At 65.0% G+C, this 24,545-nt stretch carries 22 protein-coding genes; 10 read left to right on the top strand and 12 right to left on the bottom strand.

Annotated elements, in window-relative coordinates:
- Window positions 1–20 precede the first annotated feature (20 nt).
- From J1N60_RS01750 to J1N60_RS01740, 3 genes are all read right to left on the bottom strand, one after another.
- Window positions 21–608 (bottom strand): response regulator transcription factor, encoded by a 588-nt coding sequence (locus J1N60_RS01750; RefSeq protein WP_312910201.1) that lies wholly within the window; start codon window positions 606–608, stop codon window positions 21–23.
- A 179-nt stretch (window positions 609–787) separates the two neighbouring features.
- Window positions 788–2,095: a helix-turn-helix transcriptional regulator gene (locus J1N60_RS01745; RefSeq protein ID WP_312910199.1), complete on the bottom strand. Its 1,308-nt coding sequence runs from the start codon at window positions 2,093–2,095 to the stop codon at window positions 788–790.
- Window positions 2,096–2,621: 526 nt separating this feature from the next.
- On the bottom strand, window positions 2,622–3,227 hold the full coding sequence (locus J1N60_RS01740) for an undecaprenyl diphosphate synthase family protein (RefSeq protein ID WP_312910197.1): 606 nt from the start codon (window positions 3,225–3,227) through the stop codon (window positions 2,622–2,624).
- A gap of 280 nt (window positions 3,228–3,507) precedes the next feature.
- Here J1N60_RS01740 and J1N60_RS01735 point away from each other — a divergent pair, with 280 nt between their 5' ends.
- The gene (locus J1N60_RS01735) at window positions 3,508–4,821 is read left to right on the top strand and encodes a DUF92 domain-containing protein (protein ID WP_312910196.1); all 1,314 of its coding nucleotides are present in this window, start codon (window positions 3,508–3,510) and stop codon (window positions 4,819–4,821) included.
- Window positions 4,822–4,848: 27 nt separating this feature from the next.
- Here J1N60_RS01735 and cgi121 read toward each other — a convergent pair whose 3' ends face one another.
- On the bottom strand, window positions 4,849–5,418 hold the full coding sequence (gene cgi121 / locus J1N60_RS01730; protein ID WP_312910194.1) for a KEOPS complex subunit Cgi121: 570 nt from the start codon (window positions 5,416–5,418) through the stop codon (window positions 4,849–4,851).
- Window positions 5,418–7,808: an ATP-dependent DNA helicase gene (locus J1N60_RS01725; RefSeq protein ID WP_312910193.1), complete on the bottom strand. Its 2,391-nt coding sequence runs from the start codon at window positions 7,806–7,808 to the stop codon at window positions 5,418–5,420. The genes cgi121 and J1N60_RS01725 overlap by 1 nt, the downstream gene beginning before the upstream one ends.
- Before the next feature lie 145 nt (window positions 7,809–7,953).
- Between J1N60_RS01725 and J1N60_RS01720 the strand changes: the two genes are divergently transcribed.
- The 3 genes from J1N60_RS01720 (at window position 7,954) to J1N60_RS01710 (ending at window position 11,127) form a co-directional block, all read left to right on the top strand.
- On the top strand, window positions 7,954–8,826 hold the full coding sequence (locus J1N60_RS01720; RefSeq protein WP_312910191.1) for a TIGR01548 family HAD-type hydrolase: 873 nt from the start codon (window positions 7,954–7,956) through the stop codon (window positions 8,824–8,826).
- 76 nt (window positions 8,827–8,902) lie between these two features.
- Window positions 8,903–10,453, top strand: coding sequence for an FAD-dependent oxidoreductase (locus J1N60_RS01715; protein ID WP_312910189.1), 1,551 nt, complete (start codon window positions 8,903–8,905; stop codon window positions 10,451–10,453).
- An 89-nt stretch (window positions 10,454–10,542) separates the two neighbouring features.
- On the top strand, window positions 10,543–11,127 hold the full coding sequence (locus J1N60_RS01710) for an L-threonylcarbamoyladenylate synthase (protein WP_312910187.1): 585 nt from the start codon (window positions 10,543–10,545) through the stop codon (window positions 11,125–11,127).
- 30 nt (window positions 11,128–11,157) lie between these two features.
- Here J1N60_RS01710 and J1N60_RS01705 read toward each other — a convergent pair whose 3' ends face one another.
- Window positions 11,158–11,895 carry a CRISPR-associated protein Cas4 gene (locus J1N60_RS01705; RefSeq protein WP_312910185.1) on the bottom strand — a complete coding sequence of 246 codons (738 nt, stop codon included), beginning with the start codon at window positions 11,893–11,895 and terminating at the stop codon, window positions 11,158–11,160.
- A gap of 137 nt (window positions 11,896–12,032) precedes the next feature.
- Complete coding sequence (locus J1N60_RS01700) at window positions 12,033–12,623, bottom strand: conditioned medium-induced protein 4 (protein WP_312910183.1); 591 nt, start codon at window positions 12,621–12,623, stop codon at window positions 12,033–12,035.
- 177 nt (window positions 12,624–12,800) lie between these two features.
- On the opposite strand from J1N60_RS01700, the gene J1N60_RS01695 reads away from it, so the two are divergent.
- Complete coding sequence (locus J1N60_RS01695) at window positions 12,801–14,948, top strand: heterodisulfide reductase-related iron-sulfur binding cluster (protein ID WP_312910181.1); 2,148 nt, start codon at window positions 12,801–12,803, stop codon at window positions 14,946–14,948.
- Between the two features lie 30 nt (window positions 14,949–14,978).
- On the opposite strand, the gene J1N60_RS01690 is transcribed toward J1N60_RS01695, so the two are convergent.
- The 3 genes from J1N60_RS01690 to J1N60_RS01680 form a co-directional block, all read right to left on the bottom strand.
- Window positions 14,979–16,181: a multicopper oxidase domain-containing protein gene (locus tag J1N60_RS01690; RefSeq protein ID WP_312910179.1), complete on the bottom strand. Its 1,203-nt coding sequence runs from the start codon at window positions 16,179–16,181 to the stop codon at window positions 14,979–14,981.
- Between the two features lie 87 nt (window positions 16,182–16,268).
- Window positions 16,269–17,003 (bottom strand): type 1 glutamine amidotransferase, encoded by a 735-nt coding sequence (locus J1N60_RS01685; RefSeq protein WP_312910178.1) that lies wholly within the window; start codon window positions 17,001–17,003, stop codon window positions 16,269–16,271.
- Between the two features lie 303 nt (window positions 17,004–17,306).
- A complete protein-coding gene (locus J1N60_RS01680) occupies window positions 17,307–18,155 on the bottom strand; it encodes an alpha/beta fold hydrolase (protein WP_312910176.1) in 849 nt (282 codons plus the stop codon).
- Window positions 18,156–18,298: 143 nt separating this feature from the next.
- Between J1N60_RS01680 and J1N60_RS01675 the strand changes: the two genes are divergently transcribed.
- Both J1N60_RS01675 and J1N60_RS01670 read left to right on the top strand, forming a co-directional pair.
- Window positions 18,299–19,459: an HD domain-containing protein gene (locus J1N60_RS01675; RefSeq protein ID WP_312910174.1), complete on the top strand. Its 1,161-nt coding sequence runs from the start codon at window positions 18,299–18,301 to the stop codon at window positions 19,457–19,459.
- A 262-nt stretch (window positions 19,460–19,721) separates the two neighbouring features.
- The gene (locus J1N60_RS01670) at window positions 19,722–20,372 is read left to right on the top strand and encodes a hypothetical protein (RefSeq protein WP_312910173.1); all 651 of its coding nucleotides are present in this window, start codon (window positions 19,722–19,724) and stop codon (window positions 20,370–20,372) included.
- A gap of 27 nt (window positions 20,373–20,399) precedes the next feature.
- Here the strand turns inward: J1N60_RS01670 and hisB are convergent, their stop codons facing one another.
- The gene (gene hisB / locus J1N60_RS01665) at window positions 20,400–20,987 is read right to left on the bottom strand and encodes an imidazoleglycerol-phosphate dehydratase HisB (RefSeq protein WP_312910172.1); all 588 of its coding nucleotides are present in this window, start codon (window positions 20,985–20,987) and stop codon (window positions 20,400–20,402) included.
- 269 nt (window positions 20,988–21,256) lie between these two features.
- Here hisB and J1N60_RS01660 point away from each other — a divergent pair, with 269 nt between their 5' ends.
- A complete protein-coding gene (locus J1N60_RS01660) occupies window positions 21,257–21,526 on the top strand; it encodes a DUF8028 family protein (protein WP_312912636.1) in 270 nt (89 codons plus the stop codon).
- Between the two features lie 217 nt (window positions 21,527–21,743).
- On the opposite strand, the gene hisA is transcribed toward J1N60_RS01660, so the two are convergent.
- Complete coding sequence (gene hisA / locus J1N60_RS01655; RefSeq protein ID WP_312910171.1) at window positions 21,744–22,481, bottom strand: 1-(5-phosphoribosyl)-5-[(5-phosphoribosylamino)methylideneamino]imidazole-4-carboxamide isomerase; 738 nt, start codon at window positions 22,479–22,481, stop codon at window positions 21,744–21,746.
- A 187-nt stretch (window positions 22,482–22,668) separates the two neighbouring features.
- On the opposite strand from hisA, the gene J1N60_RS01650 reads away from it, so the two are divergent.
- Both J1N60_RS01650 and fer read left to right on the top strand, forming a co-directional pair.
- Window positions 22,669–23,850, top strand: coding sequence for an inorganic phosphate transporter (locus J1N60_RS01650; protein WP_312910169.1), 1,182 nt, complete (start codon window positions 22,669–22,671; stop codon window positions 23,848–23,850).
- 93 nt (window positions 23,851–23,943) lie between these two features.
- Complete coding sequence (fer, locus tag J1N60_RS01645) at window positions 23,944–24,333, top strand: ferredoxin Fer (protein WP_312910167.1); 390 nt, start codon at window positions 23,944–23,946, stop codon at window positions 24,331–24,333.
- Window positions 24,334–24,545 lie beyond the last annotated feature (212 nt).

Genomic DNA, 24,545 nt, shown 5'->3' with positions numbered 1-24,545 from the left:
TCCGATGACCGACGGACGAATCAGTGGTTGTGGAACTCCGCACGGAGATCTTCGTCGTCCAGCTCTGTCGCTGTGGCCGAGAGGTCCTCTCGCAGAGAATCGACCTGTTCGGCGAGTTTCTGGTACTCCTCGTTCGAAGAGAGGTCGTCTTCGGCCTTTTTCGCCTCGAGGGACGCCTTCTTGGAGGCGAGCGAGAGGAACTGTTGCATCTGTTCGTCGTACGTCGACCGGTCCAGCAGTTTCGAGACCGTCTCCCGGAGTTCGTTCGGCTCCGAAACCGGTTTTTCGAGGTACATATCGAATCCCATGTCGATGATGTCGAAGTCCGGCTCGACGGCCGAGACGATCGCAACCCGACAATCCAGGTCGCGCTCCCGAATTGTCTCCAGGAGTTCGTCGCCGGAGACGTCCGGCATGCGTCTGTCGAGCAGGACGACGTCGACCCTCTCGTCGAGGTTCTCGAGCGCATCCGGGCCGCTGTTTGCGGCTCTGACCTCGTAACTCCCCTCGAGCCACCTCGCGTATGCACTGGTAATTGCGGGCTCATCGTCGACGATGAGCACCGTCCCCCCATTCGAGTCGTCCGATGTGTTTGTTGATGTCGCCATGTATTATACAGGAAAGATGGTGTCGCTCGTCTCGTATATTGACGCTCTTTGGTATCTGCTTCCGTACCTTAGTAATTTCGGCCATCCCAACCAATCCCGTTCCGTCCCATCCAGCGTTACCGGCGCGTACAGCCACTCTCGAGCACGGTCGTGCAACCGTCAGACTGATGGCAGACGACCTATTCGCCTCTCAGCGGCGTCGTTCGTTCGCTCGACGTGCCGGATGGAGAGACGGCCGCGTCGGGTTCGTAGCCGGCGAGGAAAACGAGATTGCCGCGGCCAACCTGCACGCGCGTGATCAATCCATCTTCTTCCATGCTCGAGAGCTTGCGGCTGACGGAGGAACTCGACCATTTGGTCTCGTCGACGAGGTCCGACTGCCGCATTCGGCCGCCGGACTGGGCGATCAACTGCTGGATCTGTTCCTGGTCCGTCAGCAGCGGATCGTCCGACTCGGGTGTCGTTGACGATTCGATCGATTCGCTGGTTCCGCTCGATCCGTTCTGGGATGGTGTTGGCGGTTCGGTGTCGGCATCACGGGATGGCTGGTCCGTATCGACCGATCCGTTAGTTGTGGGGCCGGTTTCGCCTCCGTCGAGCGTCCGGTCGCGTGTGTGTGTCTGAGCACTGCCATCTCCACCGTCTCCGTCGCTTCTTTTGCTTCCATCGCCTGACCAGAGCGAGCTAACCCAGGTCTTGAACTCGGTGAGCGGCGAGTGTTCGTCTCCGCCGCTGTCCCGTCGCGGTTCGTGGTGGCGTTCGACGTCGGGCGCACGTTCGTGGGTCGATTGATCCACCTCCTCTCGCTCCGATTTCAACGCTGCAGCGTCCTGATCGTGATCGGGCTCGTGAGGGGCGTCCGCACGCGACTTGCTTCCGACGAGCGTCCAGTCGTCTTCACCGGTTTCGGTCTGACTGACCTCGGCGACGACGTCGAAGAGCACCGAGAGCGTGTTGATCGTTTCCTCGTCGTGGATCGTAGGATCCATCTGGTAGTACCCGATCGCTCCAGCAGCCTGCACGCGGTGGATGAGAATGTGCAGATACCGAAATGCGGTGTCGAAATCGATGTACTCGAGCAGGATCGTCAACGTCTGGACGGAGATGACCGACTGCCTGCCCTCGTCTTGCCAGCGTTTCAGTTCGTCACCGAGGTGGGTGACGACGTCGATGGGGTCCTGTGGGCTCGTACGGACCGTGTTTATCGTTCTCGGTCGCTGCTGGTCGGTACTGATCTCCTCGCCAGGTTCCGATCCGTTGTGGATGAAGGTAATTTCGTTCGGTGGGCCGTTGTTGGCCGCTTCCCAGTCGGTCAACCACATGCTCGGTGGCTGCGTGTACGTCACGACGGCCATGTTCGTCCTGGATGGGTTGGTCGTCGAAAGCAGCTCCGTGAACGCTTTCGTCCCATGGGGGGTGAGCGGCGAGAGAACGAGAACGTTCGTCCCCTCCCGAATGTGCTCTCGTTTGAATTCCTCTAATTTCATGCGCGTATTAGGTGCCGTTTGTCATCTGTTTACCATCTTGATCGGGACCAGGTGCCGTGTGCCCCTCGTCGTTGCCTCTGACCGAACATCACTCGTCGGTTCCGCCGATAGCCGTCGCAATCGACCGCGGCCGTACCGTCGTTCCCTCCCACGGTACCTGGCCGCTGCTGAAGTACGTCGTCCATCGTTCGGTGGACGACTCGACTGAACCGCGCTACCGTTACGTTTTCTTGCCATTTGTCCAGACAGCACGCGTCTTGTCGTGATTGTGCTCGTGTAGCCGTTCTCCGACCGTCGAGGATTGGTTGCACCGCCAACCTGATTCGGATACACGCTTCCCCGGCCCACTCACGGCGTCGTACGGGGTGCTCGATATTCGTGAGGGGACCCTTCCGATAGACTTGCTATCTCTGTTCCAATTCTGGGAACTGAGGGGGCTTTGTCCTTGTCCCAAAATACTTCGGTATGGTCGAAAGTGACATCGCCCGTCCCCCGACGCAAACACGGATCGAACCGTGCTGACCGATCACCGCCCGAACCGCCTCGAGCGATTGCAGAACTCCCGGACCGCCCGGAGGAAGTCCCGCTTTCGAACGTTGCGCCAGTTGACGTCGGTGAAGTACAGTTCGGAGTAGACCGACTGCCAGATCATGAAGTCCGAGAGCCGCTCGGCACCGGTCTTGATCACGAGGTCGGGTTCGTCCGGAAAGATCAGGTGTGCTTCGACGTCGTCGTCGTCGATCATCGACGGCTCGAGGTCGCCCGATTCGACGTGTTCGGCGAGCGTCCGGACTGCACTCGTAAATTCGTGTTTTCCACCGAGCCCGATTCCGATCTGGATGGGCGTATCCGCCGATTGTCGGTCGTCCGGTCCCCGGACGGCCACCGCTCGAGGGGCGTCGATTTCCTCGAGTTCGCGTCGCAACGTCGGTACGGCCGCCGCGTCGAGCACGCTCACGTAGACGGTGACGCGTTCGGCGTACTCGAAGGCCCAGCGGAAGAACTCCGCGAGGGTCTCGTAGGCGCCGCGCTCGAGGAGGTCACGCTCGGTGATCACGAGCGCGACGTGAGCGGGTGGCTCCCCCTCGTGATGGCGAATTCGTGCGGCGAGATACCGTTCGTACAGGCCCACGGCGTCTCGTATTCCCGGCCGGTAGATACGGATTACGGTGTGGACCCGTTCGTCACGTAGGCTGGCAGTGGGGGAGCGCTGGTAGTGGAGCGAAGGCTGGTAGTTGGACGAGAGTAGACCAAGAGTGAGCTGATAGTGGGACGATAGTAGGGCGATATTCGAATCGACCAGACCACCCATCTGATCCGCCTGAGCACTCGAGCGGCCGAATGCGTCGTCTCTATACGCCCGGGGCCGTTGACGAACCTTCAAGTACCCCCCACAGAAAGGAATCGACACCGTGACGACACCGGTTCGACGGGCAGGAGCCTTCGCCGCACTCTGTACGCTCTCGTTGGCCGTGCCGATCCTCGGCCCGGAGCTGTCGGCCCCGATCGCCCTCGTCCTCGCGCTGGTGGCCGTCGCCGTCACCGACGGCCCCGTCTTCGACCTCTTCGCGTTTCCGGATGACTACGCCGAGGGACGCCTGTTCGGGCTCCTCACGTTCGTCCTCGCCGTGACGACGCTCGGCCTGCTCGCCGTCAACTGGTCGCTCCCGCTCTCGATCTTCGTCGGCGTCGTCTTTCTCGTGGGATACGGCAGTCTGGCGGAGACCCTCGCTCGAACGCGAACCGACGCCGACATTCTCCAGACGATCGCGTTCGGAGCAGTCGGCTCGATCGCCGCCATCGCCGGACAGCTCGGCGCTCGACTGGCTACCGATGCCCCGCTCGAGAGCGCGTTCCCGGTGGTCGTGTTTCTGGCCGTGAGCGGGACGTTCCTCGCAGCGTTGCTCCGCGACGTGCTGATTAGCTACGACGATCCGATCGTCCTGCTCACCGTCGGCCTCTCGCTGTGGCTCCTGTACGAACTCGAGCCGAGCGTCGGCGTTGTGGGGATATTCGTCGCCATCGCGATCACGATGGCGATCGGCTACGTCTCCTACGCGCTGGGTGCGGCCTCTATCGCCGGAATGCTCACCGGTATCTTGCTCGCGCTCTTGACCATCGTTCTCGGCGACTACGGCTGGTTCGCCGTCCTCATCACGTTCTTCGGCGTTGGAAGCGTCTCGACGCGATTTCGATACGATCAAAAGACCGACCGTGGCGTCGCCGAGGAAAACGACGGCGCGCGCGGGAGTTCGAACGTCATCGGCAACACCGCGGCCGCGCTCGTCGCCGTTGTCGGCTTCGCTGCCAGCGAAGCCGACCTGCTCGCCGTCGACCCCGACCTCTTTCTGTTCGCGTTCGCCGGCTCGATCGCGACCGCACTTAGCGACACGCTCTCGAGCGAAATTGGAAGCGTCTTCGATTCCCCGCGGCTGATCACGACACTCGAGCCCGTCGAACCGGGAACCGATGGCGGCGTCACTTGGCAGGGCGAACTCGCCGGTGTCGTCGGCGCGACGGCGGTTGCGGGCGTGAGCTACGTGGCGTATCCCGTCGTTGGGCTCACGGGAGCGCTCGTCATCGGCGTCGCCGGCTTCCTGGGGATGACCGCCGATAGCGTTCTGGGGGCGACGCTCGAGGGCGACCTCCTCGGCAACCAGAGCGTGAACTTCCTCGCGACGGTCGCGGGTGCGCTCGCGGGTGCGGTGCTGTATGTCGTCGTCTGATTTCGCGAACGTCGTCCGAGCTACGTCTTACTTCTCGACCTCGAGCAACGCAACCCGCTCACACACGAGATCCTCGAGGCTCGCCGCCGTCGCCGCCCGTTCGGCGTCGCTGATTTCGAAGAACGAACGCAGGGTGTTCAGGTTCGGGTCCACGTTCGTGTTTGCGTTCACGTCTACGTCTACATCTCCATTCGCGTCTGCGCCCACGCCTCCTTCTACCGTCTCGAGCGCCGACACGGACTCGAGCCCGAACCGGTCCTCGAGGTGGGCGCGAGCCGCCAGTTCGTCGCCTGGTCCGTCGACCAGCACGATCACGTCGGATTCCCCCTCGTCGACGCCCATCTCGAGGGCGCGATCGATCTGGCGTCGTCCGGCGGCGTAGCACAGGAGCTCGACGGCCCGGTCACGGGCGACGTTCTCGCCGCGCTCGATGGCCCGATCCGCGAGAGTGACGGCTCGCTCGAGGTGGCGCCGACCCGCGACGTACTGGGGGTCGAACGCCTGGATCGTCACGTCGTGTGCCTCGCCGATTTCGCCGAGGTCCGCGACGAACGAATCGAGGTCGGCCACGTGGAGTCGGCCTGCGAGGAGCTCCATCAGAAATCCCCCAGGGAGGCCTGCGTTTCGTCGTCATCGTCTTCTCCATTGCCGCCGGCGGATTCGATGGCTTCGCTCTCGTTGGCGCGACTGCCACTGCCGCCACTTCGGGGCGACCCGTCCGGCGCTCGCGGCTCGACGCCGTCCATCGACGGGTCCTCGCGACCGGCGTTCTCGAGGATCGTCTCGGCGGTCTTCTCCCCTCTGAGCGCTCCGAGCACGATACCCTTGTCCGCTGCCCGGAGATCCGCGGGCGTCTCGAGCCCCGCGGCGTACAGCTGCCGGGCGCGCTTGCGACCGACGCCGCGGATCCCGACCAGTTCGAGCAGGTCCTCGCGGACGCCGTGTTCGACGCGGGCGCGAGCCTCCCGCACCGCGACCGTCCACTCGCTGCCGATCTCGCCGGCCAGCGATTCGGCGGCGCCCAGGAGCCACTCGGCGGTGTCGACCTTCCCGCGAAGGTCACCGGGTCCGATCTTGTAGCGATCGGTGAGCCGATCCTCGTCGTCCTCCTCGGCCCAGTCCTCGAGCAGTTTTCCGGTCTTGAGGGCGGCGAGCCAGTCCTCGAAGCGGGCGTCCTCGTACTCGCTCGGGGCGTCGCCGAGCAACTCGGCCTCGCGTTCGTAGAACAACTCGCCGAACTTCTCGTCCTCGCCCGACCGGAGGTAGAGTTCGTACATGTCCGGCGTGCGGGCGATCAGCTGGTACAGGCCGAGGGGCGTGGGTCGTTCGTCGGCGGACTCGAGCCCGTGGACGATTTCGGCGGCGCTCATCGGATCGAGGTAGAGCCGCGAGACGGTGTGGCCGAGGCTCGTCGCTCGAAGCGTCACCGCCTCGTCGCTCGAGTCCGATTCGGCGAGGTCGGCCGCGGAGACGAACGCGCCCTCGTCGGCGGGTTCTGTTTTGCTCCCGTTCCCGCTTTCCCTGCCTTCGCGCTCGATGAAGTCGTTTCGCTCGAGATAGCCCAGCACGTCGTCGGTGACGGTCTCGAGGCGACCGGCCTCACCCGACTGGCTGGCGTAGAGCGTATCCGAGAGAAACGAGAGCAGCCCCTCGCGCGTGGTGGCGAATCCGGACGCGACCGTGGCCAGCACGTGCGTCCGGAGGGCGGGCTCGGCGGCGAGCTTCGAGCGGACGTCCTCGGGCTCGGCCCAGACGTAGCGCTCGAAGAGGTCGTCCATCTCGTCGTGGTTCTTCGCGAGCAGGACGGCTTCGCCGTAAGGATCGAGCCCCGGACGGCCCGCCCGTCCCATCATCTGGTGGACCTCGAGGACGTTCAGGGGGGCCATCCCGCCCGCGGTCGCGTCGAAACGCCGCCAGTCCCGAACGACGACGCGGCGCGCGGGGGTGTTGACGCCAGCGGCGAGGGTCGGGGTCGCCGAGATGACCTTGAGCAACCGATCTCGAAAGGCGTCCTCGACCAGCGTCCGGTGCTCGCTCGCCAGGCCGGCGTGATGAAACGCCGAGCCCTGCTCGATGCAAGTCGCGAGGTCGTCGCTCGTCTCGGTGTCGCTCACGTCCCGAATTTCGGTCGCCAGGTCGGCGAGTCGTCCTCGCTCTTCGGGCGTGAGCTGGGGACCGCTGGTCCGTGCTAACCGGCGAGCCGCTGCCTCCGCGTTCCGCCGCGAGTTGACGAACACGAGCGAGGAGCCCCCCTCCTCGAGGATGTCCCTGACGAGGGCCTCCTCTTGCTTTTCCGAGCCCTCGACGGGTACCTCGCGTGTCGTCCCGTCGTCGAAGTGTAGCGCGCTGCCGTAGTGGACCCCCGTCTGGAGGTCGATCGGCCGCCAGTCGCTGTCGACCAGTTCGGCGCCGAGCCAGCCGGCGATCTCGTCGGCGTTGCCGACCGTCGCCGAGAGCGCGACGACCTGCAGGGCCGGGTTGAGTTGCCGCAGTTTGGCCAGCGTCACCTCGAGCGTCGGTCCCCGGTTGCGGTCGTCGATCAGGTGGACCTCGTCGCTCACGACGCAGGTCAGTTCCGAGAGCCAGTCGGCGCCGTTGCGCACGAGCGAGTCGACCTTCTCGCTCGTGGCCACGATCAGGTCCTTCGTGGCGAGCCAGTCGCTCGTGGACTCGTAGTTGCCCGTGGTAACGCCCGTCGTCACGCCAAATTGCTCGTAGGTGTCGAACTCGGCCTTCTTCTCGCTGGCGAGCGCCCGGAGCGGGACGATGTACAGTGCCTTCCCGCCACGTTCGATTGCCGATAGCATCGAGAGGGCGGCGATCATCGTCTTCCCGCTCGCGGTCGGCACCGCGGCGACGAGGCTGTCGCCCTCGAGGATACCCGCCTCGACGGCCGCGGCCTGGGGCGGGTACAGCTCCTCGATCCCTTCCTCGTGGAAGTGTTCGCGGGCGCCGGGGGGCAGTCCCGAGAGGTCCTCGACGTTCATTGCCGTTCGTTGGGCCGTGCTCGGGTTTAAAGTGTCGTCTCTGGCCGGGGAAACGACGCTGGCCAACGCTCGCGCGCTCGAGTGTCGACGGCGCTCGACGTCGAAAGTCGATACGTCCATACGGGAGGCCGCCCAGGAATCAGCCATGCACGCAGACGCCGTCGTCCTCGACATCGACGGAGTGATCGTCGACGTCGCCGACTCCTACCGCCGGGCCATCGTCGAGTCCATCGACCACGTTTACGGCCGGACCATCGAGAAAGCCGACATTCAGCTGTTCAAGGACGCGGGCGGGTTTAACAACGACTGGGAACTCACGTACGCCGCGGCGCTCTACCTGCTGGCTACCGGCGAGGGGTTTCAGCGATCGCTCGAGGACTTCACCGACGCTATCGCCGCCAACGGTGGCGGCCTCGAGGCCGCCGAGTCCGTCGTCCGCGAGGAGTGCGGCGCTCGAGCCACCGAGCGAATCAAGCAGCGATGGGATCGCCAACGGCTCCGGGACGTCTTTCAACAGCGCTACCTCGGAAGCGACCTCTACCGCGGACTCGAGGGCGGCGACCCGGATCCGGACCTGGAGACCCACGGGTTCATCCACGACGAACCGCTGTTGCTCGCCGACGAGACCCGCGAGCACCTCACCGGGCGATACAACGTGGGGATCGTCACCGGCAGACCGGCCGCCGAAGCCGAGATTGCCCTCGAGCGCGCGGGGCTCGACGTTCCGGCCGAGCACCGCTTCACGATGGACGACTGGGAGGAGGGCAAACCGCACCCGCGGGCCCTGACGACACTCGCCGAACGCTTCGACGCCAACGAGGTCGTCTTCGTGGGCGATACGCTCGACGACGTCCGAACCGCGACGAACGCCGACGAGGCCGACCCCGACCGCGACTACTACGGCATCGGCGTCCTCACCGGCGGACTGACCGGCGAGGAAGGCCGCCGGAAGTACGACGCCGAGGGGGCCGCCGCAGTTCTCGAGACGATCGACGAGTTGCCGGATCTGCTCGAGTAATCGTATCCAACCAGGTCGCCTCACCACGGCGCACACCCGTTTTTTCTCCCTCGACGACGAGTATCGAGGCGAGACGATGGTTGAGCCTCCATCCTTCCACGACGACGAGACCCTCTCCGGCGAACCGACCTCCCCGTGGCTCGCGACGACCCCCGATGCGACCTACCCGGCGCTCGAGGGCGACGCGACGGCCGACGTCTGTATCGTCGGTGCCGGCATCACCGGCCTCTCGACGGCGTACGAACTCCGAGAGCGCGGGCTGTCGGTAATCGTCCTCGAGCGCGACCGGATCGCGTCCGGCGTGACGGGCAAATCGACGGCGAAGGTCACGAGTCAGCACGGTCTGTGCTACGATCACCTGCGCCGGGAGTTCGGCCGGGAGACGGCGCGGACGTACGCCCGGGTCAACGAGGCCGCTATCGACACCGTCGAGTCGCGGGTGAACGCCCTCGAGATCGACTGCGGGTTCGAACGCCAGCCGTCCTATTGCTACGGCGACGACCCCGACGAGTTCCGGCGAGAGGCCGACGCCGCTCAGCAGGTCGGCCTCCCCGCGTCCTTCGTCAAATCGGTACCGCCCTTCGAGCGCGCCGCCGCAGCCGTCAAGTTCGACGACCAGGCGTGGTTTCACCCGCGGAAGTACCTGCTCGGCCTCGCCAGCGCACTCGAGGCGGACGACAAGGCTCGAATACACGAACGAACGCGCGTGACCGACGTCGCACCGGGGAACCAGCCACGCGTCGAGACCGACGGAGGAACCGTGCGAGCAAACCGGGTCGTCCTCGCCACCGGCTTTCCCCTCCTCGATCGGGTCGGCTTCTTCACCCGACTATACCCGAAACGGTCGTACGTCCTGGGCGTCCGCCTCGAGGACGAGCCACCCGAGGGGATGTACTACCGGGACGACGACCCGTATCGGTCCGTCCGCACGTACCGCGGCGACGACGAGACGCTGTTGCTGGTCGGCGGCGAGAACCACAAGACTGGACAGGGGGGCTCGACCGCCGACCGGTACCGCCGACTGGCCCGCTGGACGCGCGAGCACTTTCCCGTGGCGTCGATCGAGTACCGCTGGTCGACGCAGGACTACGTCTCGGTCGATAACCTGCCGTTCGTCGGCTCCGCGGGTCCGGGAGCGAAACGCGTCCTCGTCGCGACCGGGTTCGGGGGCTGGGGGATGACCAACGGCACTGCTGCCGGTCGGTTGCTCGCCGAAACCATCGCCGACGACGCGGCGACACCACAGTCCCTCGAGACGTTCGACCCGCTCCGATTCACGCCGAAGCCCTCGCTCTCGAAGACGCTCACCGAGAACGCCGACGCCGCGAGCCAGTTCGTCACCGACTGGGCACGGACGCTCCTCTCGCCGGCCGTCGCGTCGATCGAATCGGGGGAGGGACGAGTTCTGCGGCGGGGACCGAAACCAATCGCGGCCGCTCGCGACGACGAGGGCGACCTCCACGCGGTGTCGGCCGTCTGTACCCACACCTACTGCGTCGTCGACTGGAACGACGCCGAGTCCACCTGGGACTGTCCCTGTCACGGGTCGCGCTTTTCACCGGACGGAACCCTGCTCGAGGGGCCGGCGACCGAGGACCTCGAGCCCGCGAGTCGCGACCTCGAGTAACCCCGTAGCGCTCGATCGATCGTCGAGCGAATCGACGGTCCCGGGACGGTACGTTTTTGCACTCGACGACCCGACGCTCGCACACGCACATGTCCGACCTCGAGCGAGCGGCGACGGCTATTCGGACCGGGAGCCTCGTCGTCTACCCGACCGAGACGGTGTACGGCCTCGCAGCGAACGCCCTCGACCCCACGGCCGTCGAGCGCGTCTTCGAGGTCAAACGCCGGGATCGATCGAAGCCGATCTCGTTCGCCGTCCCCTCGGTTCCGGCGGCCCTCGAGCACGTCAACGCGAGCGACCGCGAACGTCAGTTCATGGCGCGATTTCTCCCCGGTCCAGTGACGGTGCTCTGTCGTCGCCGCGAGATCGTCCCCGACGTGCTCACCGCCGGCGACGAGCGCGTGGGCGTTCGCGTTCCGGATCACGACCTCGCACTCCGTCTCTGTGAACGCGCGGAAACACCGATCACGGCGACGAGTGCCAACGTCAGCGGCCGTGGGAGCGTTCGCCGTCCCGCCGATCTCGATTCCGAGGTCCGAGAGGCCGTCGCCGTCGTCCTCGAGGTCGGTGAGACGGCCGGCACCGAAAGCACCGTCGTCGACGTCGCCTCGGGGACGATCCACCGGCGTGGCGCGCTCGCCGACGAGATCGAGGCGTGGCTCGCCGCCCACTGACGACGCCCACGTCCTCACCGCCGGATCGCGTCACCCGAACCCAAGCAACGACCGGAGGCTCCGCGTCCGGACGCTGCAGGTGTCGGCGTACTCGCAGGCGGTGCACTTCTCGCGGTTGCTGAGTCGCGACGGTGGCTCCTCGAGTTCGCGGACGGTTCGGAGTGCCCGTCGGTACTCTGCCTTTCGGCGCGTCGTCATCGGCACGTACCGGATCTCTCCGTAGGCCGGATACTCGAGCCAGGCGCCGCCGACCGGCCGCTGGTGTTCCCAGGCGAGGGCCTTCGCGGCAGCGACGGCGTGGACGCGCTGGGATTTCCAGACGCCCTGGTCGGGCGGTTTGCCGACGGAGACGAGCGCCGGTTCGAGCGGATCGGTCAACACCTTGTGTACGATTCCGCGGCACTCTCGACCGGTGACGAGGGCGTCAATGGTGGCAGGGTCACAGGTCGCCGCCCACCGATTCCCGTCTACCGCCGTCGCGCCGTGGTCGCGATTCGGCGGCGGCTGGAACCGCGTCTCCTCAGTGGCGTTCGTCAGTCGGTCGCGCGTTCGACAGAGCCTGGCACGATAGACGGACGGCTCGAGGTCGATCGGCTCGTCGGCGAGTGCCTCGTCGGTCGCCGCGAGGAGGGAGTCGTACCGGGTCGCGAGGTCGCGGACGGCGGCGACTCCGGGTGGCGGCTCGCGGTCGTCGGCGCGTCGGGCGTAGTAGAGCTTTCGCGGACAGTAGGTGGCCGTCCGGAGGTCGCTGAACGCGACGTGCGTCATGGTCGGTCTGGTCGCGTATTGGTATATAAACCATCGGCTCGATGGGGACGGGACTGTGCCGCACAGGGGTAGCGCGGTGAGGAGGAAACAGCGGTCGGTTGGCCAATCAGAGGTAAACAGCGGTACGGTGTGACTGATTAGAAGGAGACGTCCGTTTCCATGCCTTCGGTCGCGTCCTCGAGGCCGTCCTCCCGGACGTCGCTCGCCATCTTGGAGGCGAGTTCCGAGTCGGCAAGCAGGCTATCGAACTCGTCGCGGTAGCGGTCGTTCGCCGCTCGTGATTCCGCTTTCGCGGCCGCGACCAGGCGATAGCGCCGGATCGTCTTCGGGTCGACGCCGTACTCCTCGGCGAGGGTCGCGTCGGCCTCGTCCCGTTCGCGAATCGCTACCAGGTCGATCTCGTCGGCGTCGCCCTCGTCAACCAGGTGCAGGGCACACCGGGCCTCGAAGACGTCTTGCGGGTCGACCTCGAGGTCGGCGGCGATCTCGTCGTCACCGTCGCGTTCGTAGTATCGTCTCGCGACGGTCTGTAGTTCCGCCTCCGATAACGGCGTCTCGAAACCGTAGCGTTCGCGCATCTGTGCGATCACGTTCTCGAGGCGCTCTTCGACGGTTCGCTCGTCCTTCTCGAGCGATCCACGGGTGTCTTCCTGGGATTCGGTGACGGTCTCTTCGCCGTCGGTGACGCTCGTGAAGATGTCTCGGAGTTCTTCGGTTTTCTCGTTCATGGATGCACACTGGCGTCGGGTGGATATTTAAGCCTGTTGCCGTATAGCGTTGGCCGACGAGTGAGCGAATCGTTCTCAATAAACTTTCAACGGCATATCGATTCTCGGACGACGGCTCCGGGACACCCCGTGGACGGTGTGACAAGAGTTAAGTACGTTCTCTCCGCGTCATAGTACATGAACGTTGTCGCACAGACGGAGGTGACCAGGGAAACGTACTACGGCATCTCCTCCGTGGAGAAGGTGCTGTTTTACTTCCTCGCCGCCGTCGCCATCCTTGTCTTCCTGTTCGGCGTCTACGCGCGGTTCGCGCGCTACGCCGAGGGAGACGACGACCCCTTCCCTCGCGTCGACGACCTCGCGAGTCGCGTCGTCGCCGCGGCGAAAATCGTCCTGACGAACGAGAAGCAGTTCAATCGCGACCTCTATGGCGGGTTGATGCACGCCTTCATCTTCTGGGGCTTTCTCTCGCTGTTCATCGCGACCTCGATTCTCGCCTTCGACGAGTACGCCTTCGGCGCTCTGCTCGCGACTTCCTTCTGGCACGGCGACTTCTACCTGGCCTACCAGTTTATGGTCGACGCGATGGGTTTGCTGTTCGTCGTCGGCCTCGGGATGGCGATGTACCGCCGGTACTGGGTACAGAACGAACGCCTATGGGGACGACACACCTCCCTCGAGGACACCGCGTTCGTCTGGATTCTCTTCTTACTCGGCCTCGGCGGGTTCGTTCTCGAGGGGATTCGGATCTACGCGACCGGCATGCCCGAGTTCGAGGTGGTGAGCTTCGTCGGCTACGGCCTGGCGATGGGTCTCGGGGCGCTCGAGTCGATGGGTATGACCGAGTCGCTCGCGACCTCGATGCACTGGTGGGCCTGGTGGTCGCACTCGCTGCTCGCGTTCTTCTTCATCGCGTGGATCCCCTACGCGAAGCCGTTCCACATGCTCTCCTCGTTCGCCAACGTCGTCACGCGCGACGAGAAGGCCGGCAAGCGCCTGCCCGGCGTCCCCGCCGACCTGGACGCGACGAACGCCGAGTCCATCGACGACTTCACCTGGAAGGAGATTCTCGACCAGGACGCCTGTACCAAGTGTGGGCGCTGCTCGGCAGTCTGCCCCGCGAAAGCGTCCGACCGGCCGCTCGACCCGCGGAACGTCATCCTCGATCTGAAGTCCTACCGCGAGAGTCTCGACGCCGGCGGTGAGGAACGTCCGATCATCGCCGACGGCGGCACGAGCGTCATCGACGCGGAGACGATGGAATCGTGCATGGCCTGCATGGCCTGCATGGACGCCTGTCCCGTCGAGATCGAGCACCTCCAGTCCTTTACGCGACTCAACCGCCAGCTGGTCGACCAGGGTGACGTCGACTCGAACATGCAGGACGTCTTCCAGAACGTCATGCAGAACGGCAACACCTTCGGCGACTCGCCGCGAAATCGCGCCGACTGGGCTGACGACCTCGAGTTCGACCTCGCGGACGCTCGCGATGAGGAGGTCGAGTACCTCTGGTACGTCGGCGACTACCCGAGCTACGACGAGCGCAACAAGCGAGTCGCCCGCTCGCTGGCAACTATTCTGGAGGCCGCCGACGTCAGCTTCGGCATCCTCTTCGAGGACGAGAAGTACGACGGCAACGACATCCGCCGCATCGGCGAGGAGTTCCTCTACCTCGAGCTGGCGGGCCACCACGTCGAGTCCTTCGAGGCCTGTGACTTCGAGAAGCTGATCTGTACCGACCCACACAGCTACAACACGTTCGAGAACGAGTACCCCGAGGTCGACTTCGAGGAGTTTGCCGACGATCCGATGATGCCGTTCGAGTACGACGAGTACTGGAACCAGGACGGCGACGTCGAGGTACTTCACTGGACGCAAGCCGTCGAGGAGCTGGTCACCGACGGGAAGCTGGCCCTGTCGGGTACCGAACTCGACTACACCGTCACCTACCACGACCCCTGTCACCTCGGGCGGTACAACGACGAGTACGAGGCCCCGCGCGAACTCATCCGGGCGACCGGCTGTGACCTCCAGGAGATGCCCCGAAACCGCGCCGACTCGTTCTGTTGTGGTGGCGGTGGCGGCGGCCTCTGGATGGACTTCGACGAGGAGCCGAAGCCGAGCGAGGAGCGGCTTCGCGAGGCGCTCGAGGACACCGACGCCGGCGCTGGCGTCGAGAAGTTCGTCGTCGCGTGCCCGATGTGCATGACGATGTACGAGGACGGGCGCAAGACCGGCGGCTTCGAAGAGGACATCGAGATCGTCGACGTCGCAGAACTGCTCGTCGAGGCAATCGGCGAGCGAGAGACGGCGGGCCTCGAGTGAGACTGACAGGCCCCGTCGTCGCGTGCGAGGTCAGCCCTCGTACCCTGCGCTCTTCATCAACGCCGCGAACTGTTCGGTCTCGAGGGCGTCCTCGTAGACGATTCCGGTGAGCATGCCGCCGGGATAGCGTTCGCCGTTCATCACGTGGTTGACTCTGTGACAGTGCATCGCGTAGATGCCGGGATCTGCGTCGGCGGTGAACTCGATGGTCTTTCGCTCGGCGGGCGAGATCGGGACCACGTCCTCCTTGTATCGGGCCGTCTCGGGGACGACGCTTCCGTCCTTTTCGACGACCTCGAAGCGGTGGTTGTGGGTATGCATCGAGTGAGGCTGATAACCGTTGTTGGTGATGTGAATGCGGACCCGGTCACCTTGCTCGACGATCATGGGTGACCCCTCTTCCGGATGGAGGCTGTACGGTGCGACTCGCCCGTTGACGGTGAACACGTCGGGGTTCCGGTCGCGATGACTGAAGGTGACGTCACCGCCTGCCATCGAGGCCGAGAGTCGACTGTCCCAGTCTTTGATCGTGAGGAAGAACTCCTTGTCCGGTGGGTCGTAATCGACGGGATCGACGCGGAGAATGCCGTACATTCCCATGTCGAGGTGATTCTGTGTCTGGAAGTGGCAGTGATAGAGGTGGGTGCCGGGCACGTTGGCCGTGATTTCGTAAGTTCCCGTCTCCCCGGCGTCGACCTGCCGGCCGGTCGTCGTCGGGGCTCCATCGTCCATCCAGTTCTTCTTCAGGGCGTGGACGTGGAAGGTGTGCGGGCGGTTGTGTTCGGTGTTGTCGTAGGTGATCTCCATCTCCGTTCCCTCGGTCACCCGGAGCAGCGGGCCCGGCACGCTCGGGCCGCCGTCGGCCGTCTTCCAGGCCCACACTTCGGGGAGTTCCCACGGTCCGCCGCTGGCGTCGTCCCCCAGCAACTGGTGGCGAGCGGCCTCGGTCGTCAGCGTCACCGCGCCGTCGGTTTCGTCGAGGTCGACGATTTCGGGGGACGAAGTGTATGGGTGGTCGGTTTCGACGTCCGTTGCGTCCGCGCCACTCCAGTTGTCGGTCGAACTGGATGCCCCGCTGGAGCTGCTGTCCGACTCAGTTCGATCCTCTCCCGGTTCTCGGCTACTCGTCGGCGACGTACAGCCGGCAAGCGTTGCGAGTCCGGCGACGCCGGCGGTCGAGAGCACCCGTCGTCGCGATACCGTTCGTTTGCCACTCGAGTGAAACGATCTCATGTAGCTACCGGTACGGAGCATGCACATCTATCCGACTCGCTGATTCCTGTAGGCTGGGAATTCCGGTCGCCGCTGGTAGCGGCCCTGTCAGGCTGAAATATCGGTGGTGTCCAGTCCCGTCGATTCGTGCTCCCTATCGGCACTCGCTTGCAACTCGCGGACGTAGTCGGTAAAGTTCTCGAAAACCAGGCTCGCAGGGCGGGTTCTGGCGTGATTTTCGTCTGTGACCTGCTCGAGCAAGTGGTCACGGTAGACCGGCTCGAGGTCCTTGTTCTCGAGCAGTTTTCGCATCGTCGGCTGGTCGAATTCGGGGTGGAACTGCACTCCGAAGACCCGGCCGCAGGCGTATCCGTGATTCGAGTATTCGTTTTCGGCCAGCGGCGTGGCACCGGGCGGGAGTTCGACGACAGCATCCGAGTGGCTGGTGTAGGCGGTGAAGCGCTCGTCGAGGCCCTCGAACAGCCGGCTGTCCTCGAGGCGTTCGATCTCGCTGTACCCGACTTCGTAGTCGCCCATGTCGTCGACGGTCCCCCCTAGTACGTCCGCGAGCAGCTGGTGTCCCCAGCAGACCCCCAGGTGAGGGATGTCGCGGTCGATTGCCTCGGCGACCCACTCTCTGGTGGGACCGATCCACGGTTCGTCCCAGTAGACCGACGCTCGGGAGCCGGTCACGACGACGCCGTCGTAGTCGTACGTCTCCGGGAGTTCGCCGTCAGTGATGTCGAACTCGGCGAGCGAGGCGTCGAGTTCGCGTCGAAAGTTCCGCCGCGTGCTCTCGCCCTCGTAGGCGGCGTTGAGCAGCGCGAGCCGCACCTGTGTCATTGGTCTAGCCACGTGCTCTGGACAGTAAGACCTTGTGCCCGTGGTCGACTCGACCGATCGCTTTCGGGAAAAACACGGGGGATGTGGTGGTTGATAGGTGATGTGGGTGGAACGTTGACGATCGAGTCGACAGACTGATTCCGCCCGCCCCCGTGCAGGTTCTACTGCGGACTGAGCGAGCATGAATCCACCGGATACCGTCAGTTCCCCATCCGATTTTTGGTGTCAGCCCCTTCGTCTGCGGCTGGTACCGCTGTGGTACTCGCCGCTCGAGGCGCTGTTCAAGGCCTTCGCTCTAAGCACTCACCGCTCGAGGCCATCGGTGTGACCCTCGAGGAACCCGAACAAGCGATCGTTCACCGCCCGAGAGCGTTCGACGTTCGCGAGGTGGCCAGCGCCCTCGAGCGGAACGAACGTCCCTCTCGGCAGGCCGTTGGCGAGGTCGCGTCCGGCGTCGGGTGGAACGAGCGCGTCGGCCGTCCCGTGGAGGACCTGTGTCGGCTGGGTGACCTCGACGAGCCAATCTCGGGCGTCGAACTCGGCGAGAGCGGCGAGTTGTGCCTGTCGCCCGGCGGGATCGGCGTCGCCCTCGAGGCGCCAGTCGACGATGCCGTCGACGACGTCCGGCTGGCGGTCCCGAAAGTCCGCGGAGAGGGCGGACTCGAGGGTGGTTCGAATCGCGTTGCGTCGGTCGTCTGGGGCGGCCGTCGGATCGCCGCTCGGTTCTCTCCCGTTGGACTCCGGCGCGTCGAGCAGGGGCTCGAGGTCGAATACCGACCCGTGTGCGGCGGTTCCCAGGAGCGTCAGCGTTTCGACGCGCCCGCTCGAGCGGGCGGCCTCGAGAGCGATGGCACCGCCGAGTCCCAGGCCGACGGCGTGGACGCTCCGGCTCTCGACCTCGCGGCAGATGGCCTCGAAATCGCTCGCGAGCGTCTCGAGGTCGTGCGGCCCGGCCGTTTCCTCGGAGCGTCCGGTCCCGCGAAGGTCCCAAACGACGGTCTCGAAGGGACCGGCCAGGGAGGCGTGTTGCCAGCTCCAGAGCCAGCCGCCGAGTCCGGCCTCGTTGACGAAGACGACCGGCGGGCCCTCGTCGCCATCCTCGCCCTCGGCGCTGTAGAACAGCGACGCGCCGCGGTTCCGTACGGTCGGCATACGGTATTCGAGGGACCGGGAGCACAGGGGCGTTTCGATTCGTGTGCGTCGACTCGGGGACGAAACCGAGAACGAGATCGTGAACGAAAACCCGGTCGCGACGGTTCCGATTTCGTTTTGACACTCCCGCCGCGAGTACGCCCATGAACGCGATCAAAGACGCCGTCCACGACTACGTCGAGGTCGACGGCGTCGCACAGGATCTCCTGGACACGGCGGCGATGCAGCGACTCCGGTACGTCAAACAGCTCTCGACCGTCCGACTGGTCTATCCCTCAGCCAGCCACACCCGGTTCGAACACAGCCTCGGGGTCTACCACCTCGCGCGCCAGGCGCTCACCCACCTCGGTATCGAGGGGGCCCGCGCGGAGGCCGTCCGTGCGGCGGCCCTGCTCCACGACGTCGGCCACGGCCCCTACGGCCACCAGACCGAACGGATCATCGAGCGCCACCTCGGACGTCACCACGACGACGTTCACCACCTCTTCGAGGACTCAGAACTGGCGGCTGTTCTCGAGTCCCATGGCCTGGCACCGGAGGTGGTCGCGAACCTGATCGCCGGTGAGGGCAAACTCGGCCAGCTCGTTTCGGGGGACCTCGACGTCGACCGGATGGACTACCTCGTGCGCGACGCCCACCACACGGGCGTCCCCTACGGCACGGTCGACCCGGGGCGGCTCGTTCGAGTCCTCCAGTTCGTCGACGACGCACTCGTCCTGGAGGAGGGCAACGTCGCTACCGCCGAGAGCCTGCTCGTTGCCCGTGCGCTGATGAACGCGACCGTCTATCGCCATCACGTCTCCCGAATTGCGGGCTCGATGCTCGAGCGCGCCTCCGAGACCCTGCTCGAGGAGACCGACCTGACTGCCGAGCGGTTCGCCCGGATGACCGATGCGGACCTCCTGTCGGCGCTGCGCGAGTGCCAGTCCACTACCGATTTCGCGGCCCGACTCGCGGAACGGCGCCTCTACAAACGAGCGGCCTGGGCCGAACTCGAGGCGGTTCCGGAGTGGCTGCTCGAGGCCGACCACGACGAGGTCCGGGAACTCGAGGACGACGTCGCCAACCGGGCCGACGTCGACCCCCGGTCGGTCGTCGTCGACTGTCCCGGCCGGCCGAGCATGCCCGAGACCGAGACGCGCGTCGTCGTCGGCGGCTCTATCCGCCGACTCCACGAACAGTCGCCGCTCGTCCAGGGGTTGCAGGCCGCTCAGCGCGCCCAGTGGCGACTCGGCGTCTACGCCCCGGAGGCCGATCTCGAGGCCGTCGAACGAACGGCCTCGTCGGTGCTGGCACTCGAGTGATCACGGCTGGTGTGTCGCAGAATACGGGGGATGGACGACGCGTGTGACGTCGCCACCGTCGGATTCGTGGCCCGTCGCAGGTACCCCTACCCAGGACAGGCTATGTGTGATATGTTCTCAATGAACATGACTCTGCCGCTCGTTGTCGGCCAGTGAGATACGAGTGCGGCGGTCCGATTCGTGACGATGTGACATTTGTTCGATCTACCGAGCCCATCGCGTCTGACTCACGTTTTTGGTCGTCCGGTTCGGACGAACGGCTATGCGCGCAATCCATACCTGTGACTTCTGTGGAGAACCGGCCGCCGGCACGTTCGAGATCGTCCCGGCGGCGCTCGAGCCGGGCGAGCACGAACAACGGCGCGCGGTTCTCTGTAATGCCTGCCACGACCGCCTGGAGACGCTTCTCGAGCCGTTACTCGACCGACTCGAGGGCGGGAACGAGAGCGGGCGCGACGGAAACGGACGTTCCTCGCGCGACGGCGTCGCTTCCGAAATCGGCGGCACGCCTCCCGAAACCGATGACGTCGCCGTATCGATCGGCGGAAACGACGAAACTCGGGCCGCTGACGGAAGCCGAAGCGACAACGCCGGAGGCGCCGCTCGAGCAAGCGGACAGGGCGTCACGACAGAACCGAACGCCGACATCGAGCAAGAGTCAGCTGAAGTCGACGCTGAACCCGACGATCGAAATATTGAATCCGCGTCGGGCAACGACTCGCAGCCGCCAGCCGCCTACGGCAAGGTCCTTCGACTCCTCCGCAACCGCGAACTCCCGATGGACCGCGCCGACCTCGAAGGACTCGCCGCCGGCGCCTACGACCTCGAGAACCACGAGGTCGACGCGATCATCGACCACGCGCTTGCGGAGGGGAAACTCGTCGAAGACGGGGACCAGTTGCGACGGCCGTAGCGGACGTCGTCGTCATCGTCGCCGTCGCTAGAGCGTTCCTTTGGTGCTCGGCGTTCCCTCGCGCCGCTCGTCGATTCGCGTCGCGTCGTCGAGCGTTCGTGCGAGTGCCTTGAATAGCGCCTCGACCTCGTGGTGGGCGTTCTCGCCGTCGACGGCCAGGTGGAGGGTGAGTCCGGCGTGCATCGCCAGCGACTCGGCGAAGTGACGCGCCATGTCGCTCGTGAACTCCCCGATCCGATCCTGTGAGAACGTGCCGTCGAAGTAAAACCGGGAGCGCCCGCTCACGTCGACGACCGCGTCGGCGACCGCCTCGTCGAGCGGGACGCGCCGGTCGGCGTACCGGACGATTCCCGCGCGATCGCCCAGCGCCTCGTCGAACGCGGTCCCGACGACGATGGCGACGTCCTCGACGGTGTGGTGGTCGTCGACGTGGAGGTCACCGTCGCACTCGAGTTCGAGGTCGAACAGGCCGTGCTTGGCGAAGGCGGTACACATGTGATCGAAGAAGCCGATCCCGGTGTCGACCTCGGCCGTTCCCGATCCGTCGATGGCGAGGGTGCACTCGATGCTGGTCTCGCCCGTTTCGCGGGAGACGGTCGCCGTTCGCTGGCTCATGCTCGAGGTATGCGGCGGCCGATACAAGGCGATTGCGCTCGAGACGGCGTCAGATCGGCTCGGGTTGGGCCCTCAATTGGGGCTGTACTCGACGACAGAAATTACCGCTTCTAATACGGTTTTAAAATTTTATGAGCGTTCTAAATGAGTTTCAGGCACTCGATACCCCGGTCCATAATCGGTGAAACGGACCGAAACGACCCCAATGTTCGTCCCCTTATATGATGGGTGCAGTGAATGTCTCTGCTACCCAGAGGTGTTCGATGACCATGCCAAATCCGTCCCCGCCCTCGACTGAATCGCTCACGCCCTCCCCCGAAGCAGTCAGCCAGTACAGTTCCCGACTTCGCCAGACGCTCGGCGTCGTCAGGCCCTCAGCACAGTTCCTGAGCTTCTGGATCGCCATCGCGCTGCCGTTCGCGTACCTGCCCCTCCTCGCGGGCGGCCTGAACGATCCGACGATCGCCCTGACGTTCGTGACGTTGCTGGTCGTCAACGTCTTCGCCCTGTACGCCGGTCACGGCTACAATCAGCACTGACGGTCGACACTGCTGGGGCCCTCCAACCCTCCAACTCCACCCCTGTCCTCCGCCCTCCGCCCTCCGCCCTCGACCCCGACTTCCACTCTTCCAACCTCGACCCTCCACCCTCGACTCACGTACCACAATCTACTCCACTTTTCACACGTCATCGGACACCTCGATTGGCGATACGTTCGTCCATCGTCGGCAAACGATCGTCACATCGTCCGCCGAATCACTCGTCGTCGGCCACTCGCTGGGCCGCCTCGAGCGTGAACGCTCCCTCGTAGAGCGCGCTCCCGACCACGACCGCCGCGGCCCCGGCCTCGCGAAGCGCCACGACGTCCTCGAGCGACGCTACCCCGCCACTCGCGACGATTGGAACGTCGGTCGCCGCAACGAGGTCGCGGACCGGGCCGGTCCGGACGCCCTCGAGTTGGCCCTCGACGTCGACGTTCGTGAAGAGGATCGCCGCGGCACCGAGGTCGTCGTACCGCCTCGCGGCGTCGACGGGCGTGATGCCGGCGCCTTCGGTCCAACCCTCGACGACGACCTCGCCGTCTTTTGCGTCGAGGCTGACGACGACGGAGTCCGGGTACTCGGCGCTGATCTCGGCTACGACGTCGGGATTCTCGACGGCTGCCGTTCCCAGGATAACTCGATCGAGGCCCCGCTCGAGGAGGTCGAACGCGTCGCTGGCGGTTCGAATGCCGCCGCCGAGCTGGGTTGGCACGTCGACGGCCTCGAGGACGGCGTCGATGGCGTCGGCGTTCGCTCGCTCGCCCTCGAACGCACCGTCGAGGTCGATCAGGTGGAGGCTGCGCGCGCCGGCGTCGATCCACCGCCTCGCAGCGTCGACAGGGTCTCCGTAGCGTTTCTCGGTGCCGCGTTCGCCCTGCACGAGTTGGACGACCTCGCCGTCCTGGACGTCAACCGCCGGAATCACCTCGAACGTCGTGAACTGCTGGCTCATGCGGAGTACGCAGGTGGCGACGCGAGTAAAGCCCCCGGTTTTCGGTTACGATACGGTCCCACGGTCGTCGTTTTCCACTCCTGTTGACGCTCGTACCGACCCCCGGAATCGTCGCCCGCTGAAGCGTCTGACCGTCCGACCGACCCAAATAGGCGCGTTTTTAGGCCCCTGCCCCATACGTTCACCCGTGTCGGAGATACTGTTATACGCAGGTGTTCTCGTCGCGATTTTCGTCGGCTACAACATCGGCGGCGCAACCACGGGCCCGGCGTTCGGCCCCGCCGTTGGCGCGAACGTCATCACGAAGGTCGCCGCCGCGGGACTGATGTCTATCTTCTTCTTCGTCGGCGCCTGGACCATCGGCCCTGCCGTCGTCGACACGCTCGGCAACGACCTCATCACCGACAGCGACATCTTCACGCTCGAGGCCAACGTCGCCGTCCTCTTTTTCATCGGCGGCGCGCTCTTCATCGGGAACTACGCGGGCGTCCCCGCGTCGACCTCGATGACAGCCGTCGGTGCCATCGCCGCGCTCGGGTTCGCGACCGGCGAGTTGAACGTCGGCGTCGTCCTCGAGATCGCCATCTGGTGGGTCGTTGCACCGGTCATCGGCTTCTGGGTGTCCGGCGTCATCGGCCGGTACTTCTACCCACAAATCAACGCCTGGGTCGCCATCGAGTCCAAACGCGGCGGCGAGCCGATGCTCTCGCTCGACCGATCCGGACTGGTCCCGAGGATTGCCTATCGCGACGGCTCGGGCCGTCGACAGCGAACCGGCGCCCTGGTCGTCGTCGCCATCGGCTGTTTGATGGCCTTCAGCTCGGGCACGAGCAACATCGCTAACGCCATCGCCCCGATCTACGGCGCCGGCGGCCTGGACCTGGGTCCGCTCATCGTCATCGGTTCGATCGCCGTCGCCGTCGGGGCGTTCACCATCGCCCGCCGGACACTCGATACGCTTGGCAACGACATCACGAACCTGCCGCTGACGGCAGCGATCGTCGTCGCGGTCGTGGCCTCGGCGATCGTCATCTTCCTCTCGCTCATCGGGATTCCCGCCAGCTTTGTCGTCGTCGCGACCATGTGCATCGTCGGGCTGGGCTGGGGACGCGCGACCCGGACGACGACGCTATCTGACGCCGCCCGCGGTGAGGAAACGGCCGTCTCGATCGGCGCGCTCACGGCTGACGAAGAGGGCGAACGACCGCCCGAAATCGGCGAGGAGAGTGCCGAGGACATCCCGAAAGCGGCCGACCTGTTCGACCCGTCGACGACCGCTCGCGTCATCCTGATGCAAAACGTCGTTCCGCTCATCTCGACGGTCGCAGCGTTTCTCACCTTCCGATTCGTCCCGCTGTTCGGGTTTTGAGCCCGACCGTTCTCGGATCTGGACTGTCCGGACTGATAAACCGTTGCAAATGAACAGCAAGCTATACCAGTACGGGCCTCGAAGCGCCACCTGATGCCCACGGTAGAATACCTCAACTACGAAGTACTGGACGACCAGGGATGGAGTGTCGACGACGACGACGTCTTCGAAAAAGCCGCCGACGCCGATTTCGACGCCGAGGACTACGGTACCCTCGAGGTCAACGAGGGCGAGTACATCCTCGAGTCCGCCGAGGCCCAGGGCTACGACTGGCCCTTCTCGTGCCGTGCCGGCGCCTGTGCAAACTGTGCGGCCATCATCAAGGAGGGCGAGATCCAGATGGACATGCAGCAGATCCTCAGCGACGAGGAAGTCGAGGACAAGAACGTCCGCCTGACCTGCATCGGTACTGCCGAGTCCGAGGAGGTCAAGATCGTCTACAACGCGAAACACCTCGACTACCTGCAGAACCGCGTCATCTAACCAATAACGTACAACGTGCGTTTAACAAACGGAACCGGTGCAACTTCTGTCCGGACCCCCAAACCAAAAATCCGGACGGTTTAACCCTTTTACAGCGCATTTTCCCTCTGGCTAGTAGTCTTCCATCAGATTCGATTTACACTCGAGTCTCCACTAGCACTGCTTTGACTTTATCAAGAAGCATAATTACACGTCTACTGATTTGTGGTGTC

This window comes from Natronosalvus caseinilyticus (genome assembly GCF_017357105.1).
In the GTDB taxonomy this organism is placed as follows: domain Archaea; phylum Halobacteriota; class Halobacteria; order Halobacteriales; family Natrialbaceae; genus Natronosalvus; species Natronosalvus caseinilyticus.
Note: the sequence above shows the minus strand (reverse complement) of the source record. Positions and strands in the feature narration are given on the sequence as shown.

Excerpts from the sequence above, each read along its gene's own strand:
- hisA (WP_312910171.1), bottom strand. The coding sequence starts at position 22,481 with ATGAGCCAGCAGTTCACGACGTTCGAGGTGATTCCGGCGGTTGACGTC.
- J1N60_RS01660 (WP_312912636.1), top strand. The coding sequence starts at position 21,257 with ATGCCAAATCCGTCCCCGCCCTCGACTGAATCGCTCACGCCCTCCCCC.
- fer (WP_312910167.1), top strand. The coding sequence starts at position 23,944 with ATGCCCACGGTAGAATACCTCAACTACGAAGTACTGGACGACCAGGGA.
- hisB (WP_312910172.1), bottom strand. The coding sequence starts at position 20,987 with ATGAGCCAGCGAACGGCGACCGTCTCCCGCGAAACGGGCGAGACCAGC.
- J1N60_RS01715 (WP_312910189.1), top strand. The coding sequence starts at position 8,903 with ATGGTTGAGCCTCCATCCTTCCACGACGACGAGACCCTCTCCGGCGAA.
- J1N60_RS01685 (WP_312910178.1), bottom strand. The coding sequence starts at position 17,003 with ATGACACAGGTGCGGCTCGCGCTGCTCAACGCCGCCTACGAGGGCGAG.
- J1N60_RS01720 (WP_312910191.1), top strand. The coding sequence starts at position 7,954 with ATGCACGCAGACGCCGTCGTCCTCGACATCGACGGAGTGATCGTCGAC.
- J1N60_RS01745 (WP_312910199.1), bottom strand. The coding sequence starts at position 2,095 with ATGAAATTAGAGGAATTCAAACGAGAGCACATTCGGGAGGGGACGAAC.
- J1N60_RS01675 (WP_312910174.1), top strand. The coding sequence starts at position 18,299 with ATGAACGCGATCAAAGACGCCGTCCACGACTACGTCGAGGTCGACGGC.
- J1N60_RS01680 (WP_312910176.1), bottom strand. The coding sequence starts at position 18,155 with ATGCCGACCGTACGGAACCGCGGCGCGTCGCTGTTCTACAGCGCCGAG.
- J1N60_RS01690 (WP_312910179.1), bottom strand. The coding sequence starts at position 16,181 with ATGAGATCGTTTCACTCGAGTGGCAAACGAACGGTATCGCGACGACGG.
- cgi121 (WP_312910194.1), bottom strand. The coding sequence starts at position 5,418 with ATGGAGCTCCTCGCAGGCCGACTCCACGTGGCCGACCTCGATTCGTTC.
- J1N60_RS01705 (WP_312910185.1), bottom strand. The coding sequence starts at position 11,895 with ATGACGCACGTCGCGTTCAGCGACCTCCGGACGGCCACCTACTGTCCG.
- J1N60_RS01700 (WP_312910183.1), bottom strand. The coding sequence starts at position 12,623 with ATGAACGAGAAAACCGAAGAACTCCGAGACATCTTCACGAGCGTCACC.
- J1N60_RS01725 (WP_312910193.1), bottom strand. The coding sequence starts at position 7,808 with ATGAACGTCGAGGACCTCTCGGGACTGCCCCCCGGCGCCCGCGAACAC.
- J1N60_RS01695 (WP_312910181.1), top strand. The coding sequence starts at position 12,801 with ATGAACGTTGTCGCACAGACGGAGGTGACCAGGGAAACGTACTACGGC.
- J1N60_RS01710 (WP_312910187.1), top strand. The coding sequence starts at position 10,543 with ATGTCCGACCTCGAGCGAGCGGCGACGGCTATTCGGACCGGGAGCCTC.
- J1N60_RS01750 (WP_312910201.1), bottom strand. The coding sequence starts at position 608 with ATGGCGACATCAACAAACACATCGGACGACTCGAATGGGGGGACGGTG.
- J1N60_RS01670 (WP_312910173.1), top strand. The coding sequence starts at position 19,722 with ATGCGCGCAATCCATACCTGTGACTTCTGTGGAGAACCGGCCGCCGGC.